Origin of the sequence: Aeromonas sp. 600282, assembly GCF_049175755.1 — a bacterium.
In the GTDB taxonomy this organism is placed as follows: domain Bacteria; phylum Pseudomonadota; class Gammaproteobacteria; order Enterobacterales; family Aeromonadaceae; genus Aeromonas; species Aeromonas veronii_A.
Window position 1 is genome coordinate 1 of record NZ_JAAKVR010000004.1, and the last position, 19,498, is coordinate 19,498.

Genomic DNA, 19,498 nt, shown 5'->3' on the forward strand with positions numbered 1-19,498 from the left:
CGGTAGTTCAGTCGGTTAGAATACCGGCCTGTCACGCCGGGGGTCGCGGGTTCGAGTCCCGTCCGCTCCGCCACTAATTTGAAGGCCTTCCCTGATGGGAAGGCCTTTTTGCTATGGGCGGTTTTTGCCCATAAGTCCCACGGGTTTGCACACCAGAACCAACACAAAGCCCAGTCTGACGACTGGGTTTTGATGTTTTTAGCCTGCTGGTGAGCTGCCGACATCCCACCGCGATGGCAATACCTTCCCCCTGTTGGCGCTCTTGCTACTGTTTCCAGCTCTGTATCGCATCACACCCCACCTGCATGACGATTAAATCAGGCCATCTTGCAACGGTACGTCATCGCTTCCACTTGTTTGTGTAATCCCCTTTTTTACTTATGGATTTATTCCATTAAAACAGTCTCTTATCAAGAATGAGCGATTCTGCTGCAGGAATACCACATGAATCAAATGATAATGATTATTGTTTGAATGATTCTGGCGAGGTCGTTACAATGCGGGCTGATTAATAAAGTGCTTTTCAAATGAGCCTTTTCTAATGCTGCGTCTGGCCGGATGCTAGGGCGTTGTAATGAGTGAAATAAGGGAATACGTCACCTTCCTACTAATAATGTTCAGGCTAAAACATGACAACAGTGAAACCGAACAAGCTTGCCTTGTTGATCTGCTCCCTTCTTGCGACCCAGGCCTATGCTGCCGAACAAGAGGTGATGGTCGTCACCGCTTCCGGCTTCCAGCAGAAGATTGAAGACTCTGCCGCCTCCATCTCCGTGATTACCCGTGAGCAGCTGGAAAAGCGGGCCTATCGCGATGTGACTGACGCCCTGAAGGATGTTCCCGGTGTGGTGGTGACCGGTGGTGGCAGCAGCAGTGATATCAGCATTCGCGGTATGGGCTCGAAATACACCCTGATGCTGGTTGATGGCAAGAAGGTGGATAGCCGTGGCACTCGCCCGAACAGCGATGGTCCGGGTATCGAGCAGGGCTGGCTGCCGCCACTGCAGGCGATTGAGCGCATTGAGGTCGTCCGTGGTCCCATGTCATCCCGTTATGGTTCCGATGCCATGGGGGGCGTGATTAACGTCATTACCCGCAAGACCACCGGTCTGGCTTGGCAGGGCTCGGTTCACGCTGATTCGACCTTCCAGGAGAACAAGGATGCCGGCAATAGCTTCCAGACCGATGCCTATACCGCAGGTTCACTGATCGATGGCGTGTTGGGGCTGCGTTTCCACGGTCAGCTTGCTCATCGTGGTGAAGACAAATTTACCCAGGGTTTTGCCGAGCAAGAGACTCGCAGTGGCACGGCGGTGCTCAGCTTCAAGCCTGATGACCATAACCGCTTCGATCTGGAAGCCAGTCGTAGTCTGCAGGATCGGGATCGCACGGCCGGCAATTCGCTGGCTGCCAAGGCGAAAGATAGCCTTAACCGATACGAGCGCACCAACTATGCGCTGACCCATGATGGTCAGTATGATTTCGGCTCTTCCAGCAGCTATCTGCAGCAGGAGACCAACACCAATCCCGGCCGCCAGATGGAGCTCACCAACACCATCGCCGATACCCACACCCAGTTCATTCTGGGGGATCACTACCTGAGCGTCGGTGGGCAGTATCGTTATGAGGATCTGCACGATCAGGGCAATACCCTGAAAGTGGCCAACCCTGCCGAGCAGCTGACCCGCTGGAGCTGGGCGATGTTTGTCGAGGATGAGTGGTCACTCACTGACAGCTTTGCCCTGACCGGTGGCGCCCGCATGGATCGGGACCAGAACTACGGTTCTCACTGGAGCCCGCGTCTCTACGGCGTTTGGCATCTGGATGATAGCTGGACCCTGAAAGGAGGCGTATCGACCGGTTACCGCTCTCCTGACTTGCGAATGTCGGCGGCCAACTGGGGTCAGGTCACCGGTGGTGGCAGCCTGGATGGTATGCTGGTCGGTAACCCGGACCTCAAACCCGAGACTAGCGTGAGTGAAGAGATCGGCCTGCTGTGGAACGGTCATCAGGGCTTCAACGCCGGGGTTACCCTGTTCAACACCGACTTCAAGAACAAGATCTCCGAAGTGCGTCGCTGCACCAGCAAGAGTGATCCCGCCTGTACCCTCAATGGTCACAGTTATGACTTCATCAGTGATCGGGTCAACGTCGACAAGGCGAACATGCGCGGTGTCGAGGGGATGATGGATTGGGCCATCAATGAGGATTGGTCGGTCAGCTCCAGCTACACCTTTACCCAGTCCGAGCAGAAGAGTGGTCCACTGGCGGGTCATGCCCTCAACCAGATGCCCCGTCACATGTTCAACGGCAGTGTTGACTGGCAAACCACCGAGGATCTCAGCCTCTGGTCACGGGTAAACTTCCGTGGCGAGACCTCCGAGTACCTGAGCCGGGTCAAGATGGCGGAGGGGACTCCTTCCTACACCTTCTTTGACATGGGCCTGGTCTACAAGGCCAACAAGCATCTGGATCTGACCGCCGGGGTCTATAACCTGTTCGACAAGATGGTGGATTACAGCAGCTATGGCACTGTACTGGATGGTCGCCGCTACAACCTGGGCGTGACCTACAACTTCTGATAGGGAACCTGTCATGCGGCCGCCATCTTCTGATGGTGGCCGTTTTTATTGCGCGTCCGTCAGGGTGCTATGCCTGATAGGAGGCGGCTTGCCAGGTATTGCGCCCCCGTCCCTTGGCCTGATACATGAGGGCATCAGCCTGCCGTAGTAGCTGGTCGGCATCAGCCTCTCTCTCTGCGGCTACCCAGACTGCCCCGGTGCTGATGGATAGTGTCACTGCACTATTGTCGGTGTACAGAGTTTGTTGATTGCACTCCTGACAGAGGCGTTTGGCCCACTGCTCTGTCTCTGCCAGCGTGGCCAGCGGCAGCAGCAGGCAAAACTCCTCGCCGCCGATGCGGGCCAGCAGAGCCTCTTCGGGCAACAGGTTGGTCACAGTCGTGGCCAGCTTTTCCAGCAACAGATCCCCGATGCCATGACCAAAGCGGTCATTGGTCTCCTTGAAGTGATCCACATCGAACAGCAGCAGAGCACAGGGATCCCCACTTGCCAGCTGTTGCTCCATGGCAGGCATGAATGCCCGTCGGTTGAGCAGGCCGGTCAGGGGGTCGGTACTGGCTTGTTTCTCCAGTCTGGCGTTGGCGCGGCTCAACTCGGTGGTGCGGCTGGCAACGGCGCGGCGCAATTGCACTATGTAGGCCACCATGATCAATGCCCCAGCAAGCAGTAGCCAGGGACCGAGATGGATGGGGTAGACGGTTTCGACATGCATCCACTTGCGGATGATCCGCTCCCGATCGCTCTCTTTGAGCTTGGCGAACCCCTCTTCCAGCCGGTTTAACAGGGCAAGGTCGCCCTTTCTCACCGCAAAGCGGATCTGGTCAGTATAGAGGTGGCGAACCGGAATAAAGCGGGTGGGATCGTCCGAGGTATAGATGTAGAAGTTGGCGACCTGCAGATCGGCGATAAAGGCCTTAATGTCGCCCCGAAAGGCCGCCGCCAGCAGGGTGTCATTGTCGTCGAAGGTCTGCAGTTGGGTGCCGGGGAAGTAGCGTCTGGCGTAATACTCCTCGTAGCCACCGGCTACCACACCGACCGTTTCATGGAGCAGGTAGTAGTGGACATCGGTGCCGCGCAGTTCGCTCGAGAAGAAGAGTTGGGAGTCGAGCTGGGCGAGAGGCCGGCCATAGTCGAACAGTTTGTCCCGCTCCGGTGACCAGAGCAGTCCGGCGTGAACATCCGCTTTCCCCTCATGGAGCAGGTCGAGAGAGCCTTGCCAGTCGACCAGCCTGAACTCGATCTTCTGGCCGGTGACCCTGGCATATTCACGCCACAAATCGATCAGCAGGCCATCCGGCTGGCCCGACTCATTGATATAGGAGAAGGGCTGCCAGGCTTTGGAGTTGGTAATGATGATCGGCTCTTCCGGGGCTTTGGTCCAGGCAGGCAGGGCAAGGGCGAGCAGCAGGAGCCCCCATCCGATACTGACTATGACTCCTGTCCTGGAAGAGGCCATCCTTGCTCCAATCCGTTGCCGTATACCGTCCCGTGGTCACAGATTATCACCGTCTTTCTGATCGAAGAACAAGCGCTCAAATGATGAAGTTTGCATGATGTAAACGGCGCCATGACAAGGTCGGCGGATAGAGTGACTACTTACAGCGGCAGGCTGATCCGCGCCTCCAGCCCACCTTGTGGCCGATTGAGCAGGGTCAGTTCGCCGCCGTGCTGATGCACCAGGGTACGGGCAATGGAGAGCCCCAACCCGACACTGCCGGACTCGGTATTGCGCGCTTCATCGAGCCGCACAAAGGGTTTGAATACATCCTCCAGCCGCGCAGGATCGATTCCCGGCCCGTTGTCACAGACCCGGATCAACAGCTCCTCCTTGCAGCGCTCCAGCGACACTTCGGCGCTGCCGGCATATTTGATGGCGTTGCCGATCAGGTTCTGCAGCACCCGGCGCAGGGTGTTGGCCCGGCAGGCGTAGACCTCTTTGCCCTCCGCCAGACAGGTGACCGGCTGGCCGGTATCAGCGTAGTCATCGCACAGGCTGACCAACAGGCTGACCAGATCCAGCTCGCGGGTAGCCTCCTGCTGTCCCTCCTCGCGGGCAAAGCTGAGGGTCGCCGCCAGCATCTGCTCCATCTGTTGCAGGGTCTGCTGGATCCGCTCCTTGTCCTCGCTATCGGCCAGAAATTCGGTACGCAGCCGCAGGCTGGTGATGGGGGTGCGCAGATCGTGGGAGATGGCCGCCAGCATTCGGGTTCTGTCCTGCACGAAGCGGTCGAGCCGGGTGTGCATCCGGTTGAAGGCCTGAATCGATTCGCGGATCTCGGTCGGCCCCTCCTCTTTCAAGGGCTCGATATCCTCGCCCCGTCCGAGCCGATCTGCGTTGCCTGCCAGCTGCTTGAGCGGGCGAGTGGCACGGCGAAACAGCAGCACCATCAGCCCGATCACCAGACTGGCGACCAGCATAAGATTGAGGGTGGTTTGCCACGACCAGCTGCCCGCCTCCTTGTCGACCAGTGAGCTGAACTGCAGCCAACCTCCCTGCGGCAGTTCGATGGAGCCATAGAGCCGCATGTCGCGTGATGGGGGCGGTGGCCCCTTGCGATCCCGCATCATGCGGGCGTGATGCTCCCAGGCTTTGCTGCGCTGGGCATCCTCTTTCAGCTCGGCGCTGATCTCTATGGTGAGACCCTGCGGGTAGCCGAGCCGAGAGCGCACCAGCTGCTCGAAGCGGGGGCTGCGATTATCCGGTTGCAGTGGTTCGTCTGAGAGGCGCAGCAGCAGGGTTTCGCTGCGGCTCGCCTTGAGGATCTCGTCATAGAGAGATGGGGGTGATAGAGAGAGCAGCCTGACCACCGAGATGATCCGCTGCATGGCGTTGCGGCTGTTGACGAAGCCAAGCGCCTCCTCCCGATCCGAGCGGTAGATCTGGATGCTGAGCAGCTGGATCAGGATCAGCCCCGCCAGCGCCACCAGAATGATCTGGCCTGTCAGCCCCTTGGGCCATATTTTTGCCCACAGTCGTTTCAAAAAGGTCACCGCTTATGCCTGCGTCACGTCGGCGGAGAACATATAGCCGCCACCCCAGATGGTCTTGATCAGCTCCGGATTCTTGGGATCCCGCTCCAGCTTGCGGCGCAGTCGACTCACCAGAGTATCGATGGCGCGATCGAAGGCCACCGCCTCGCGGCCACGGGCCAGATCCAGCAGTTGATCCCGGCTCAGCACCCGTTGCGGGCGTTCGAGAAACACCTTGAGCAGATCGAATTCGGCGGTGGAGAGGCTGAGGCCCACCCCATCCTCATCGACCAGCTCCCGGCGATTGACGTCGAGCAGCCAGCGATCGAAGCGCAGATCCCGGGTCAGGGTGTCAGCGGCAGGTTGTGTCTCGGCTTGGGTGCGGCGCATCACCGCCTTGATCCGCGCCAGCAGCTCGCGCGGGTTGAAGGGCTTGGCCAGATAGTCATCGGCCCCCATCTCCAATCCGATGATGCGGTCGGTCTCTTCCCCCATGGCAGTGAGCATGATGATGGGCAGGTTCGATTTGACCCGCAGCTCGCGGCAGAGGGTCAGACCATCTTCACCCGGCATCATCAGATCCAGCACCAGCAGGTCGAACTCCCGCTCCTCCAGCAGTCGCTTCATCTCCTTGCCATCCCGGGCGCAGCTGACCCGCAGGCCGTGCTGTTCCAGAAAGCGTTTCAAGAGATCGCGGATCTCGCTGTGGTCGTCGACCACCAGAATGTGGGTGTTGCCCTGGTTCATGAATACCTCCCCTTCTTGGCGTTGGCCCGAGTATACGAAAATCCGGACGGCGGTTTGTGTCAAAGTGTGCCAGATCCGCACGATGCCACACTCTGCTACAAAAAAGGGCGATGCTGGCAAAGTTCAGACACCGATAGGGTGTTTACTTGAGGGCAAGGCAAGAGCGCCGAACCAGAATCATCCCTACAGGAGATAGACCATGAAAAAGCTGACCAAAACCCTGCTGACCGCCACCCTGATCCTTGGCCTGCCGCTGGGTGCCTATGCAGCCAGTGAAGCAGCCCCCACTGGCCAGCCCGGTGCCATGGTGGATTGCCCGATGGACGGTGGTGGCATGATGGGTGGCAAACACCACGGTGGTCGCCACGACAAGATGGCCCGCATGCAGAACATGACCCCGGAGCAGATCCAGGCCAACCTGCAGCAACGTTATGACCGCGTTGAAGATCCGGCCAAGAAGGCGGAGTTTATCAAGAAGCTCAACGAGCGTGCCGCCGGTATGACCAAGCACGCCGAAGCGATGAAGCAGTTCGCCGAAGCGAACCAGTAACAGCGCCAGCTGTTATCAACCCAAGGGTGGCCGAGGCCACCCTTTTTGTGTTTACTGCGTTGAGTAGCAGATTGGTTAAACGCTGGTGATAGCCAATAAAAGAGGGGAGCCTGATGCTCCCCCTCTTGCTATCTGTGCCGGTGCGGGTGTGCAACCGACTTCACCGGACGAGCGAACTTAGCCCTGAGCCTTGTCGGTCAGGTCTACTTTCTTGACGGTTTCGCCTTCGAACTTGATGACCACGTTTTTCTTGGCTGCGTCGGTATCTTTCAGCAGGGTTTTGGTGGTTTCTGCCAGCAGCGGAGAGGCCTTCTTCAGGGCATCCAGGTCATAGGTCCACACTTCCAGACCGGCCTCGGTCTTGGTAGAGGCAGGAGCGCCCAGTTTCTCTTTGACTGCCTGCTTGTTGGAGCCGCCTTCTTTGATATCCAGCGCCTTTTTGATGGCTTCGTTGGATGCGCTGTCCATGGCACCGGATACGGCAGTGCTGGCCGCATCCTTGACGCTGCTGGTGACGCTGTCGGTCAGCGAATCCATCAGGCCGGCATTGGCAAACAGGGGCAGGGTGGTGAGGGCAACCAGCAAACTCTTTTTCATTTTCTACAGCTTCCATGGGTTCAATGAGGCGGCTATGAAATCAGCAAAGATAGTGGGCGTCAAGTGAGGCATGAAATTAACATTTCTGTTAACTGGATCTCATTTCTCACCAGCTGCAAACAGTTTTGGGATCTCCCGCACCAGCCAGCTTTTGGCCTTGCCCATGGTGTCTCGCCGCCAGGCCAGCACGACCTGGATCTGATGGCGATATTCGGGGCTGATCACCTTGAGTCGTCCGGCCCGGATGTCCTCCTCAATCCAGCTCTGTGGCATGGTGCCGACCCCGATCCCTGCCAGCAGGGCATCCCGTTTCTCCGTCATGGTGCTGACGGTGAGGCGCGGCTGCTTGTCCAGCAGGCGGTAGGTGAGCACCGGCTTGCGCAGCGCGGTATCGGCGACCGCGATGGCGCGGTAGCGGCGCAGGGTCTCGTCGGCCAAGGGTTCTGGCTCCTGATGTAGCGGATGATCGGGATGGGCGACGTAGAGCATCACCTCGTCCTTGATCACCTGATGCTTGATGCCGGTCATCATGATGTCCGGATTGATGGAGGAGATAAGCAGGTCGGCGCGGCCATCTTCCAGACACTCCCAGCTACCCGCCAGCACCTCGGCCCGCAGCCGCAGTCGGGTATCGGTCTGCTCGGCCAGTTTCTCCACCAATGGGTAGAGGGCCTGCACCGGGACCAGCGCATCGACGGCGACTGTGATGTCGGTCTCCCAGCCACGGGCCAGCGCCCGAGTTTCGCCTACCAGATGTTCGGCTGCCTCCAGCAGCACCCGGCCGCGCTCCAGCAGCATGCGCCCCGCCGGGGTGAACTTGGTGCGGTGGCCGCTGCGGTCAAACAGCATGGCATCCAGTTCGTCTTCCAGCTTCTGCACCGTATAGCTCAATGCCGAGGGCACCTTGCCCAGCTCGTCGGCCGCCGCCGCAAAGCTGCCGCGGCGGTCGATGGCATCCAGCACCCGGATTGCCTCCAGGGTCAGCGCCCGCTCCTTGTTCGATTCCTTGGCCATTCCTCACCTTCAATTTTTTTGAATATGTTTGCCAGTTTATCTCGCTAACAAGTTAGGTCATGTCACTTTAATATTCAATCAACGCTTAGGCAGGAACGTCGAGCGGCCAAATATGCGGGTAGTTCCGCACTGTGACACACCAAATCGGTCTGTCTGATGTCGGTGAAAGAACAACACACTATTTGAATAACCTCTTGCATGGATGCATTGATTCTGGCCGAAAAGGCCTTGGCAATGACATATAAAACAAGAGAGTGAATGAACATGAAAAACGTAATCAAGATGCTGGCCGTTGCAGGCCTGATGACCACAGGTTTCGCCCAAGCTTCCGTACCGGCTGACTTCAATGCCATGCCCGGCGTGCTGTTTGTGAACTGGAACGCCACTGCCGCAATGGATGGCAAAGCCAATCCGATGCTGGAAGTGCGTGACGAGTCTGGCGATCTGCTGGCATCAGTCCACGCCAACCTGACTGGCACCCAGCAGGTACGGATCCCAAGCCGTACCCAGGGCAACCTGACTGTCAGCCTGGCTGACCAGAGCAGCGAATACCGTATTCCGTTCGGCATCGGTAGCGGCAAACAGCGTTAATCAACCGTCCCGGTAGGTGAGGAGCAGACCATGATGCAATTGAGAGCCGCAGAAGCGCGGGGCAAGGCCAACTTTGGCTGGCTGGACGCGCGCCACAGTTTCTCCTTCGGTCACTACTATGACCCGGAGTGGATGGGGCACTCGGTACTGCGGGTGATCAATCAGGATCTGGTTGCGCCGGGTGGCGGATTCGCCACCCACCCTCACGCCAACATGGAGATCCTCACCTGCGTGCTGCAAGGCACCATAGAGCACAAGGACAGCCTCGGCCATGCCGAGCAGATCCCGGCAGGGGATTTCCAGCTGATGAGCGCAGGCAGCGGGATCCGCCACAGCGAGTACAACCCCTCGCAGACGGATCCTCTCTCCCTGTTGCAGATCTGGATCGAGCCGAACGAGTTCGGCACGCCACCCGGATATCAGCAGAAGAAGATCGAGTCCAGACCGGGCATGACGCTGGTGGCGTCACCGGATGGCGAGGCGGGATCGCTGCGGATCCGCCAACAGGCCCGCGTATGGCGGCTGGAACTGGCCCCGGGCGAGACGCTCGAATGGGCACTGGCTGGCCGACACGGTTACCTGCAGATGATTTCAGGGGAGCTGACCGCCAACGGTCTGGCTGCCCGACCCGGCGACGGGGTACTCAGTCGTGATGAATACCGGTGGGAGCTGGTTGCGACCAGTGCCAGCCAAGCTCTGTTATTTGACCTACCCTGAAGCAGTCAGCGGTGATGTGACACAAACGAGGAATATGAAATGGACAAGATGAAAGATGTAGCGCTGCTGGCGGGTCGTGTACTGCTGGCGCTGATGTTCGTAATGGCGGGCTGGAGCAAGATCGGCGGCTATGCCGGTACTCAGGGCTATATGGAGGCGATGGGTGTACCCGGCTTTATGTTGCCGCTGGTGATCCTGCTTGAGCTGGGTGGTGGCCTTGCCGTCGTGCTCGGTCTCTTTACCCGCAGCCTCTCCGTGCTGCTGGCCGGTTTCACCCTGATGGCTGCCTTTATTTTCCACTACCAGCCTGCCGAACAGATGCAGATGCTGATGTTTATGAAGAACGTCTCCGTCGCCGGTGGTTTCCTGGCGCTGGCGGCGGCCGGAGCAGGGGCTTTCAGTGTGGATGCCCGTCTCGGCAAAAACTGGTAATGCCCTGAAGAGTCAAGTTTTCCAATGCCTTTTGGCCGGTGCCCTGCACCGGCTTTTTTCTGTCTGCGTTTTCCGGGGCGATGAGGCAGCTGCACAAATCTGCGGTCCCCCTCATGGTTCAGCGGTTTGCCCGCCTGCTGGCCACAAGTGCCTTTTGCATCTTATCCCCCGATCCCCGACAATTCCCTCTCTTGTGAAGTGACGGAAATGGCTCGCCTTTTCCCTCGCCCCCTCTCATCCACAGGCGGGAATTGCTCATGTTTACCCTCTACCACTCCAATCAGCTGGATCTGCTCAAAGAGCTGCTGGTGAGCCGCATCCGGCAGGCCCCCCTCTCTCACCCCTTCGATCGGGAGCAGATCTTGGTGCAGAGTCCGGGCATGGCCCAGTGGCTCAAGCTGGAGCTAGCCAAAGCGTTTGGCATTGCCGCCAATATCGACTTTCCGCTGCCCGCCAGCTTTATCTGGGAGATGTTCACCCGGGTGCTGGCAGATGTGCCGCGCCAGAGCCCCTACAACAAGGGATCCATGAGCTGGCAACTGATGACCATTATGCCTGCCTTGCTGGATCGCCCCGCCTTTGCCCCGCTCGCCGCCTATCTGGGCGGTGGAGAGGACGAGGATCCCGCCCAGGATCCCGAGCAGGTGCGGCTGTGGCAGCTCTGCCAGAAGGTGGCGGATCTGTTTGACCAGTATCTGGTCTACCGGCCGGACTGGATCGCCCGCTGGGAAGAGGGGGAAGGATTGAGTCAGGAGCTGGCCGGGGTGAGCGGTCAGGATTGGCAGCCCGAGCTGTGGCGCGAGCTGGTGGCCCGCACCCTGGCGCTCTCTCCGAGCGGCTACCACCGCGCCAACCTCTACGAGGAGTTTATCCACGAGCTGGCGCGCACCGCCGATCTGCCGGGCAAGCTGCCGCAACGGGTCTTCGTGTTCGGCATCTCGGCGCTGCCGCCGCGCTATGTGGAGGCGCTGCTGGCCCTCGGTAGCCGACCGGAGGTGGAGGTGCACCTGTTCGTCACCAACCCCTGCCGTTACTACTGGGGGGATCTGCTGGATCGCAAGACCCTGGCTCGGCTGGAGAACAAGCTCAAACCCGGTACCGACATCGAGACATTGCAAGGCCCCGCCAACCCGCTGCTCGCCTCCATGGGCAAGCTGGGGCGCGACTACCTGCATCAGCTGATGGAGCTGGAGGTGCCGCAAATCGAGGCTTTCGTCGATATCGACGAAGTGGATGGCAAGGGCAATGTCAGCCTGCTGCGCGCCATCCAGAAGGATGTGCTGGAGCTGGCAGAACGGGGCGCCGGTCAGTTCGATCTCGACAGCAGCCATCACAAGAGCCCGATCGATCCGGCGGATGGATCCTTGCAGATCCACGCCTGCCATGGCCCGATGCGCGAACTCGAGGTGCTGCACGACCGGCTGCTGGCGCTGTTCGAGCAGGACCCGACCCTCACCCCGAAAGATGTGGTGGTGATGATGCCGGATGTGAACAGCTATGGCCCCTACATTCAGGCGGTGTTTGGCGCGCGCGGTCAGATCCCGTTTGCGGTCTCGGATCGGGCGGCGAGTCAGGAGAGCCCGCTGCTGCAAAGCTTCCTCGCCCTGCTCAGGCTGCCCAACGCCCGCTTCGGGGCGGGGGAGCTGCTCGCCATTCTCGAGGTGCCCGCCGTGCTGCGCCGTTTCGAATTGGATGACGACGAGTTCAACCAGCTGCGGGTCTGGGTGCAGGAGACCGGCATCCGCTGGGGGTTGGATGACGGTTACCCCGTCCGTTTCGATCTGCCGCCCATGTCCGGCAACAGCTGGCTGTTCGGCCTGCGCCGCATGCTGCTCGGTTTTGCCATGGGCGACGGTGAGCCGGTGGCGGGCATTCTGCCTTACGCCGATATCGAGGGTCAGCAGGGGCTGGCACTTGGCAAGCTCGCCTGGTTTGTCGACTCGCTGGCCGAGTTTTTGCCCCGCCTGCAACAGGCGCAGCCGCTGGCCGAGTGGAACGCCTGCCTGCTGGCGCTGCTGGAGCGCTTCTATCTGGCCGACGAGGATGAAGAGCGTCAACTCCAGCTGATTCGCAGCCAGCTGGTCGAGTGGCAGACCCGGCTCGGCGAGGCCCGTTTCGAGCAGCCCATTACCGCCGACTTGTTGCAGGATTACCTCGGCAGCGTGCTGGGGGAGTCCCGCTCCAGCCAGCGCTTCCTCGCCGGTCAGGTCAACTTCTGCACCCTGATGCCGATGCGCTCCATCCCCTTCAAGCAGGTCTGTCTGCTCGGCATGAACGATGGCGTCTACCCGCGCACCCTGGCCCCCATGGGGTTCGACCTGATGGCGGTAGCGTCGCGGCGTGGGGATCGCTCCCGTCGCGATGATGACCGCTACCTCTTCCTCGAGGCGCTGCTCAGCGCCCAGCAGGGGCTCTATATCAGCTATCAGGGCTTCAGCGCGCAGGACAACAGCGACAAGGTGCCGTCGGTGCTGCTGGCGGAGCTGATCGACTATGTGCGGCAGGGCTTTGTGCTGGCGGGGGATGAGGATCTCGATGACGAAACCTCCGGCAAGCGGCTGCTCAACCACCTGATGGTGGCGCACCCGCTCACCCCCTACAGCCGCAACTACTTCTATCCGGAGCCTGGTTCACGCCTCTTTACCTATGCCGCCGACTGGTTGCCCGCCCTCAATCCGGTGCGCGGCGCGGCCAACTTCCAGAGCGGCGAGCTGCCTTTGCCCCCCGAATGGGGCAAGGAGCAGGGGCTGGAGCTGGCGGAGCTGCTGCGCTTCTATCGCCAGCCCACCAAATATTTCCTCAACCGTCGCCTCAAGGTGTGGTTTGAGCTGAACGAAGCCAACATCGAGGACAGCGAGCCGTTCGAGCTGGATGGCCTGCAACATTATCAGCTGAAAGATCTGCTGCTCGATGCCCATCTGGCGGAAGGTGAAAGTACCGAGCGTCGCGAGCGGTTGCAGCTCACCGGCCTGCTGCCGCAAGGGTGGTTCGGCAGCCTGCTGCTGGACGATCTGGATGCCGAGATGGGCAAGCTGGCGGATCGGCTGCGGCCATGGGTTGCGGCCAATGAGTCAGAAAAACAGGCGGTGGAGATCGATATCTCCCTCACTCAGGGCCAGCTGCAAGGGTGGATCGACACTCAGAAGGGGCGCTTGCTGGTGGTCAAACCCGGCAGCTTCAACGGCAAGGATCTGCTGCTGGGCTGGATCCAGCACCTCTGCCTCTCATTGAGTGGCGCCCCCGGCGACACCCTGTTGTTCGATGCCAAACAGAGTCTGCGACTGCCTGCTCTTGCTGCCGACGAGGCGCGCCCCAAGCTGGCGGCGCTGGTGGCGTGCTGGGCGCAGGGGATGAAGCGGCCGCTGCCGTTCTTCCCCAACACCGCATGGGATTGGCTCAAGGCGATCGAGAAGGATCCCGACAAGCCGGAGGCGGCCGACAAGGCGGCCCTCACCCGTTTCAACGGCGGCTGGATGATCAACGGGGAGGGGCAGGACGTTTACGTCGCCCGCTGCTTCCCCGAACTCGATGACGAGGTGCTGGGGCAGTTGCAGGCGCTGGCCCGTGAACACCTGACCCCGCTGCTCAAGACCCTGGAGGAGCTGAAATAATGGCTAACCCGCTCAATACATTGCGTTTTCCCCTCCATGGTGAACGACTGATCGAAGCCTCCGCCGGTACCGGCAAGACCTACACCATCGCTGGTCTCTACCTGCGCCTGCTGCTGGGCCACGGCCCGCTCATCGAAGAGGGGGCCGATTCTGGTCAGCCGAGCGCCCACGAGCGGCCGCTCTCGGTGACCGAAATTCTGGTGGTGACCTTTACCGAAGCGGCCACCGCCGAGCTGCGCGGACGGATCCGTGGCCGCATCCACGAGGCGCGCCTCGCCTTTATGCGCGGCCATAGCCGTGACGCTCTGTTGAACATGCTGCTGGCCGAGGTGGAGGATCACGAGCTGGCGGCCCGTCGCCTGCTGGCCGCCGAGCGGCAGATGGACGAGGCGGCGGTCTTTACCATCCACGGCTTCTGCCAGCGGATGCTCAAGCAGAACGCCTTCGAGTCGGGCGCCCTCTTTGAAACCGAATTTCTTACCGACGATAGCCAGCTCAGGTTGCAGGCGGTGAGCGACTACTGGCGAGCCGAGTTCTATCCGGTGGATAAAGCCCTCGCCAGCGCCGTGCGCGCGCTCTGGCCAAGCCCCGCCGCCCTGCTGCGGGAGATGGGCAGCTGGCTCGACAACAGCGAGCTGGAGATCCACCCCGCGCTGGGGGACGAGACCCTCGCCACCCGCCATCAGGCGGCCATGAGCCGCATCGCGGCGGTGAAGAGTGAATGGCTGGCGCAGGTGGACGAGATCCGCCGCCAGACAGACGGCCAGATCAGCCGCTACACCGGCAAGAACTACGAAGGGTGGCTTGCCAAGATAGCCGACTGGGCGCAGGACGAGAGCAGTGGCTACGCCATCCCCAAGGAGCTGGAGCGCTTCGGCCAGACGGTGCTGGAGGAGAACCTCAAGAAGGGGGGCGCCGTGCCGACCCTGCCGCTGTTCAGCCAGATCGACCAGCTGCTGGCGAGCCGCCCCGGCATTCGGGATCTGATCCTGCAACGGGCGGCCAAAGTGGTGCGCAGCCGGATGCAGGCCAGCAAGCGCCAAGCCCATCAGCTCTCGTTCGATGACCTGCTGAAAGACCTCGATGGGGCGCTTGGCTCCAGCCTTGGCGAGAGGCTCTGCGAGCGCATTCGCGCCACCTATCGGGTGGCGATGATCGACGAATTTCAGGATACCGATCCCCAGCAGTACCGCATCTTCCATCGCCTCTACGGCGGCCATAGCGACACGGCGCTGTTGATGATCGGTGACCCCAAGCAGGCCATCTACGGCTTTCGCGGCGCCGACATCTTTACCTACATTCAGGCGCGGCGAAATGTGAGCGCCCACTACACCCTCGGGCGCAACTGGCGCTCCAGCAGTGCGCTGGTGGGGGCGGTCAACGGCCTGTTCGAGCGAGCCAAGGATCCCTTTATCTACGAGGCGGATATCCCCTTCCTGCCGGTGGAGGCGCAGGGCAAGAGCAAGGCGCTGCTGCTCGATGGCGCCACCGCGCCCGTGCTCCACTGCTGGCAGCTGAGCGGTCAGCCCACCTTCAACCGGGGGGATTACCAGAGCAAGATGGCCCGCGCCACCGCCGCCGAGATCCACCGACTGCTGACCCTGGCTCGCGAGGGCAAGGCATTGATCGGTGACAAGGCGGTGAAGGCCGGGGATATCGCCGTGCTGGTGCGCACCGGCGCCGAGGGCAAGCTGGTGCAGCAGGAGCTGGCGCGCCTCGCCATCGCCTCCGTCTATCTGTCGAACCGCGAGAGCGTGCTGGAGCAGACGGAGGCGCGGGAGATCCTGCTGATTTTGCACGCCTGCCAGAACCCGAGCGAAGAGCGCAGCCTGCGGGCGGCGCTCGCCACCGGCCTGTTTGATCTCGACGCCAAGGCGCTCGATGGACTGGCCAGCGACGAGCGGGCGTGGGAGAGCGCGGTGCAGGAGTTTATGGAGTACCGCAAGATCTGGCACCGCCGTGGCGTGCTGGCGATGCTGCGGGCCCTGCTGCACCGGCGCAATCTCGCCTCTTCGCTTTTGGCGAGCCCCTATGGCGAGCGGCGGCTGACCAACTTCCTCCATCTCGGCGAGCTGCTGCAACAGGTGAGCAGCGAGCTGGACGGGGAGTACGCCCTGCTGCGCTGGCTGGGGGAGGCGGTGAGTCGCCCCAACGGGCAGGATGCTGAGCAGGTACTACGCCTCGAATCCGAGCGCAAGCTGGTGCAGATCGTCACCATCCACAAATCCAAGGGGCTGGAGTACCCGCTGGTGTTCCTGCCCTTTATCTGCAGCCACAGAACCGCCGAGACCCCGCTCTATCACGAGGCGGATGAGTCGGGCAATCGCACCATTCTCGATCTGACCGGCGCCGACTCGTCGCTCGCCGAAGCGGACAGGGAGCGGCTTGCCGAAGATTTGCGGCTGCTCTATGTGGCGCTGACCCGGGGCGTCTACGCCACCTGGCTGGGGCTGGCGCCGGTGCGGGCGGGAGCGGGCAAGTCGGAGAAGACCGACCTGCACCACACCGCCATCGGCTACCTGCTGCAAAAGGGTGAAGAGGGGGATGCGCAGACGCTGGCGACCGCGCTGACCGAGCTGGCACAGGCGCTGCCCGGGGTGGCTGTCGGTGAGCCCTCGCTCACCCGTCCGACCCCGCTGCCGCCAGAGGAGGAGCAGTTGGGCGAGCCGCAGGTGCGCCACTTTACAGGTTCCCTTGAGCGGGACTGGTGGATCAGCTCCTACTCGGGGCTGGCGGCGCAGGGTCACGGTCACAGCAAGGGTGTACTCGCCAATCCCGGCTTCGATGACGAGGTCGTCACCGAGGCGGCCGCGCTGGCTGCGGAACAACCGGACGAGGCGCCCCAGCCCTCCATCTTCACCTTCCCGAAAGGGGCGCGCCCCGGCACCTTGCTGCACAGCCTGTTCGAGACCATCGATTTTCAAAGCGCCGCGGGCGAGCCGTTGGCAGAGCATATCGCCACCCTGTTGGCGCAGGATGGTTTCGACGAGAGCTGGGCCCCGGTGCTGCAACAGCAGGTGGAGGCGGTGCTGGATACCCCGCTGGAGACAGGCTTTGGCGAGCCGGTGCGGCTGCGGGATCTGGCGCCCGAGCGCAAGCAGGTGGAGCTGGAGTTCTTCCTGCCCATGGGGCGGGTGACGGCATCGGCGCTGACTGCGCTCTGCCAGCAGCACGACCCGCTGTCGCGGGGCAACAAGCCGCTCAGCTTTGCCACGGTGCAGGGGATGCTCAAGGGCTTTATCGATCTGGTGTTCGAGTGGCAGGGGCGCTGGTATCTGCTCGACTACAAATCGAACCACCTCGGCATGAGCCCCGCCGATTACAGCCGTCCGGCGCTGGAGCGGGCGATGGCCGAGCACCGCTACGACCTGCAATACCAGCTCTACTCGCTGGCGCTGCACCGGCTGCTCACCCTGCGCCTGCCGGGCTACGACTTCGAGCAGCACTTTGGCGGGGTCTTCTATCTGTTCCTGCGCGGCATGCCGCAGGGGGGCATTTTCCATACCCGCCCGAGCCGTGAACTGGTGCTGGGGCTGGATAAGTTGTTTCGCGAAGGCAGTGAGCTGCCAGCAGCGGGATCCCAAGCATTGAACGAGGTAGAGGCATGAGCGGCACCATGATCAGCACCGCGACCAGCGCAATGATGGTTGAACGGTTGAAAACACTGGCGCTGGCTGGCCGCATCCGCCAGCTGGATCTGCAATTCGCCCGGCTGGTGGCTGACCTTGGCGGCAACCCCGAGCTGGTGCTGGGGGCGGCGCTCACCTGCTTCGAGCTGGGGCGCGGCCATGTCTGTCTGCCCCTTGATATGTTGGCGAGTGGAGCTTTACGGCCGTTCGGGCTGGATCCCCAGCAGAGCCGGGATCTGCTGCTGGATCTGGCTGATCCTGCCCGCTGGCCCGCCCTGTTTGCAGAGAGTCCCTTGGTTGGAACCGAGCAGGATGACGGGCTAACCCCGCGCTGGCCGCTGCGGCTGTGGCACGGGCGGCTCTACCTCACCCGCTACCACGATTTTGAACTGGGGGTGGCCCGCCATCTGCGCGCCCTGAGCGAGCGTGCCGAATGGCCGGAGATCGCCCCGGCCCTGTCGCGGCTGTTTGCCCGCGACTACGGGCTGGTGTTCGCGGCGCTGCTCAAGGCCCGCCTAGCCCCTGACTTCTCTGCCCGCCACTTTACCCTGAAGTATCTCGATCTGGTGTTCCCCAATGAAGTGGATTGGCCCGCCATCGAAGGGCTGCTCGCCAGCGCCCAGGCGGCGAGCGATTTGAGCAAGCTGGATGCGCTGGTGCCCGAGGCGCTCTGCTGCAACGGCCAGAAGCTGGCGGCGGCCACCGCGGCGGCGCGCCCCTTTGCGGTGATCTCCGGCGGCCCCGGCACCGGCAAGACCACGACTGTGGCGAAACTGCTCGCCATTCTGGTGGAGACCGGCCTGCAAGCGGGCAAGGCCCCGGCGATCCGGCTGGTGGCCCCCACCGGCAAGGCGGCGGCGCGCCTGACCGAGAGTATCGGCTCTGCCCTGCAGGCCCTCGATCTGCCCCCCGAGTGGGTGGAGGCGATCCCCACCGAGGCGGGCACCCTGCATCGACTGCTCGGGGTCATTCCGGGGCGCAGTCAGTTCCGCCACCACGCGGGCAACCCGCTGCACCTCGACCTGCTGGTGGTGGATGAGGCCTCCATGGTCGACTTGCCGATGATGGCGCGGCTGCTCGATGCGTTGCCAAGCCACGCCCGCCTGATCCTGCTAGGCGACAAGGATCAGCTCGCCTCGGTAGAGGCGGGTGCCGTGCTCGGCGATATCTGCAGCTTTATCGAACAGGGCATCAGCCCGGAGCAGGCGGATTGGCTCTCCCGCCAGACCAGCTACCGTTTGCAGGGTACGCCCGCGGGGGCGCCGGTGCGCGACAGCCTCTGTTTGCTGGCCAAGAGCTGGCGCTTTGATCAGCATTCGGGCATCGGCCAGTTGGCACGCGCCTGCAACAGCGGCGATGCCACGGCGGTGGAATCAGTCTGGGGCGCAGGATTCGCCGATATCAGCTTGCACCCCTGGGCTGGGGAGGCCTACGACGCCCTGATTGCACAAGGGGTGGCCGGTTACGGCAGCTATCTGAAGGCGGCCCGCGCCGGGGAGGCGCCCGCCGCCGTGTTCAAGGCATTCAACAGCTTCCAAATCCTCTGCGCCCTGCGCGATGGCCCGTTCGGGGTGCTGGGGCTAAACGAGCGGCTCGAACTGGCCCTGTCACGGGCTGGCCTGATCGCCCGCGATGGCGACTGGTATGCCGGTCGCCCGGTGATGGTGGTGCGCAACGACCACGGCGTCGGCCTCTACAACGGCGATATGGGGCTCTGCCTGCCCGATGAAACTGGCCGCCTCAAGGTATGGTTTGAGCAGCCGGACGGCACCTTGCGCGCTCTGCTGCCCAGCCGGCTGCCGCCCCACGAGACCGTCTACGCCATGACCATCCACAAATCCCAGGGCTCCGAGTTTGCCCATACCGTGCTGGTGCTGCCCGACAGCCCCAGCCCGCTGCTGACCCGCGAGCTGGTCTATACCGGCATCACCCGCGCCAAGGCACGGCTCGATCTCTACGGCGATCGCGCCCTGCTGGCACAGGCGGTGCGGAAAAAGACCGAGCGTTATTCCGGATTGGCACAGAGGTTGGGGGAGTGATTGATTGGATGGCGGTAAA

General features: G+C 61.9%; 13 protein-coding genes. 8 read left to right on the plus strand and 5 right to left on the minus strand.

Going from position 1 to position 19,498, the window contains the following annotated elements:
* The first annotated feature begins 629 nt into the window (after positions 1-629).
* Positions 630-2,582, plus strand: a complete 1,953-nt coding sequence (locus tag G5137_RS05590; protein WP_421205749.1) for a ligand-gated channel protein — start codon at positions 630-632, stop codon at positions 2,580-2,582.
* Between the two features lie 67 nt (positions 2,583-2,649).
* On the opposite strand, the gene G5137_RS05595 is transcribed toward G5137_RS05590, so the two are convergent.
* The 3 genes from G5137_RS05595 to G5137_RS05605 form a co-directional block, all read right to left on the minus strand.
* Positions 2,650-4,038 (minus strand): diguanylate cyclase domain-containing protein, encoded by a 1,389-nt coding sequence (locus G5137_RS05595; protein ID WP_421205747.1) that lies wholly within the window; start codon positions 4,036-4,038, stop codon positions 2,650-2,652.
* A 140-nt stretch (positions 4,039-4,178) separates the two neighbouring features.
* Positions 4,179-5,543: an ATP-binding protein gene (locus tag G5137_RS05600; protein ID WP_421172997.1), complete on the minus strand. Its 1,365-nt coding sequence runs from the start codon at positions 5,541-5,543 to the stop codon at positions 4,179-4,181.
* Positions 5,544-5,576: 33 nt separating this feature from the next.
* Complete coding sequence (locus G5137_RS05605; protein ID WP_216979694.1) at positions 5,577-6,299, minus strand: response regulator; 723 nt, start codon at positions 6,297-6,299, stop codon at positions 5,577-5,579.
* Positions 6,300-6,498: 199 nt separating this feature from the next.
* Here G5137_RS05605 and G5137_RS05610 point away from each other — a divergent pair, with 199 nt between their 5' ends.
* On the plus strand, positions 6,499-6,849 hold the full coding sequence (locus G5137_RS05610; RefSeq protein ID WP_421255046.1) for a hypothetical protein: 351 nt from the start codon (positions 6,499-6,501) through the stop codon (positions 6,847-6,849).
* 177 nt (positions 6,850-7,026) lie between these two features.
* Here the strand turns inward: G5137_RS05610 and G5137_RS05615 are convergent, their stop codons facing one another.
* Positions 7,027-7,446, minus strand: coding sequence for a hypothetical protein (locus G5137_RS05615; RefSeq protein WP_139406620.1), 420 nt, complete (start codon positions 7,444-7,446; stop codon positions 7,027-7,029).
* A gap of 99 nt (positions 7,447-7,545) precedes the next feature.
* Entirely contained in the window at positions 7,546-8,460 is a 915-nt protein-coding gene (locus G5137_RS05620) for a LysR family transcriptional regulator (protein ID WP_005336524.1), read from the minus strand.
* A gap of 258 nt (positions 8,461-8,718) precedes the next feature.
* Here G5137_RS05620 and G5137_RS05625 point away from each other — a divergent pair, with 258 nt between their 5' ends.
* The 6 genes from G5137_RS05625 (at position 8,719) to recD (ending at position 19,479) form a co-directional block, all read left to right on the plus strand.
* Positions 8,719-9,051: a hypothetical protein gene (locus G5137_RS05625; protein ID WP_013723379.1), complete on the plus strand. Its 333-nt coding sequence runs from the start codon at positions 8,719-8,721 to the stop codon at positions 9,049-9,051.
* Positions 9,052-9,081: 30 nt separating this feature from the next.
* Positions 9,082-9,768, plus strand: a complete 687-nt coding sequence (locus G5137_RS05630) for a pirin family protein (protein ID WP_005336514.1) — start codon at positions 9,082-9,084, stop codon at positions 9,766-9,768.
* 39 nt (positions 9,769-9,807) lie between these two features.
* The gene (locus G5137_RS05635; RefSeq protein ID WP_005336513.1) at positions 9,808-10,200 is read left to right on the plus strand and encodes a DoxX family protein; all 393 of its coding nucleotides are present in this window, start codon (positions 9,808-9,810) and stop codon (positions 10,198-10,200) included.
* Between the two features lie 257 nt (positions 10,201-10,457).
* Positions 10,458-13,811, plus strand: coding sequence for an exodeoxyribonuclease V subunit gamma (gene recC / locus G5137_RS05640; protein ID WP_421255047.1), 3,354 nt, complete (start codon positions 10,458-10,460; stop codon positions 13,809-13,811).
* Positions 13,811-17,419, plus strand: coding sequence for an exodeoxyribonuclease V subunit beta (gene recB, locus G5137_RS05645; RefSeq protein ID WP_421255048.1), 3,609 nt, complete (start codon positions 13,811-13,813; stop codon positions 17,417-17,419). Before recC ends, recB begins: the two co-directional genes overlap by 1 nt.
* Complete coding sequence (gene recD, locus G5137_RS05650) at positions 17,416-19,479, plus strand: exodeoxyribonuclease V subunit alpha (protein ID WP_421255049.1); 2,064 nt, start codon at positions 17,416-17,418, stop codon at positions 19,477-19,479. The genes recB and recD overlap by 4 nt, the downstream gene beginning before the upstream one ends.
* The last annotated feature ends 19 nt before the right edge of the window (positions 19,480-19,498 follow it).

Coding starts and splice junctions, on each gene's coding strand:
- G5137_RS05590 (WP_421205749.1), top strand. CDS start 630: ATGACAACAGTGAAACCGAACAAGCTTGCCTTGTTGATCTGCTCCCTT.
- G5137_RS05595 (WP_421205747.1), bottom strand. CDS start 4,038: ATGGCCTCTTCCAGGACAGGAGTCATAGTCAGTATCGGATGGGGGCTC.
- G5137_RS05605 (WP_216979694.1), bottom strand. CDS start 6,299: ATGAACCAGGGCAACACCCACATTCTGGTGGTCGACGACCACAGCGAG.
- G5137_RS05610 (WP_421255046.1), top strand. CDS start 6,499: ATGAAAAAGCTGACCAAAACCCTGCTGACCGCCACCCTGATCCTTGGC.
- G5137_RS05615 (WP_139406620.1), bottom strand. CDS start 7,446: ATGAAAAAGAGTTTGCTGGTTGCCCTCACCACCCTGCCCCTGTTTGCC.
- G5137_RS05620 (WP_005336524.1), bottom strand. CDS start 8,460: ATGGCCAAGGAATCGAACAAGGAGCGGGCGCTGACCCTGGAGGCAATC.
- G5137_RS05625 (WP_013723379.1), top strand. CDS start 8,719: ATGAACATGAAAAACGTAATCAAGATGCTGGCCGTTGCAGGCCTGATG.
- G5137_RS05630 (WP_005336514.1), top strand. CDS start 9,082: ATGATGCAATTGAGAGCCGCAGAAGCGCGGGGCAAGGCCAACTTTGGC.
- G5137_RS05635 (WP_005336513.1), top strand. CDS start 9,808: ATGGACAAGATGAAAGATGTAGCGCTGCTGGCGGGTCGTGTACTGCTG.
- recC (WP_421255047.1), top strand. CDS start 10,458: ATGTTTACCCTCTACCACTCCAATCAGCTGGATCTGCTCAAAGAGCTG.
- recB (WP_421255048.1), top strand. CDS start 13,811: ATGGCTAACCCGCTCAATACATTGCGTTTTCCCCTCCATGGTGAACGA.
- recD (WP_421255049.1), top strand. CDS start 17,416: ATGAGCGGCACCATGATCAGCACCGCGACCAGCGCAATGATGGTTGAA.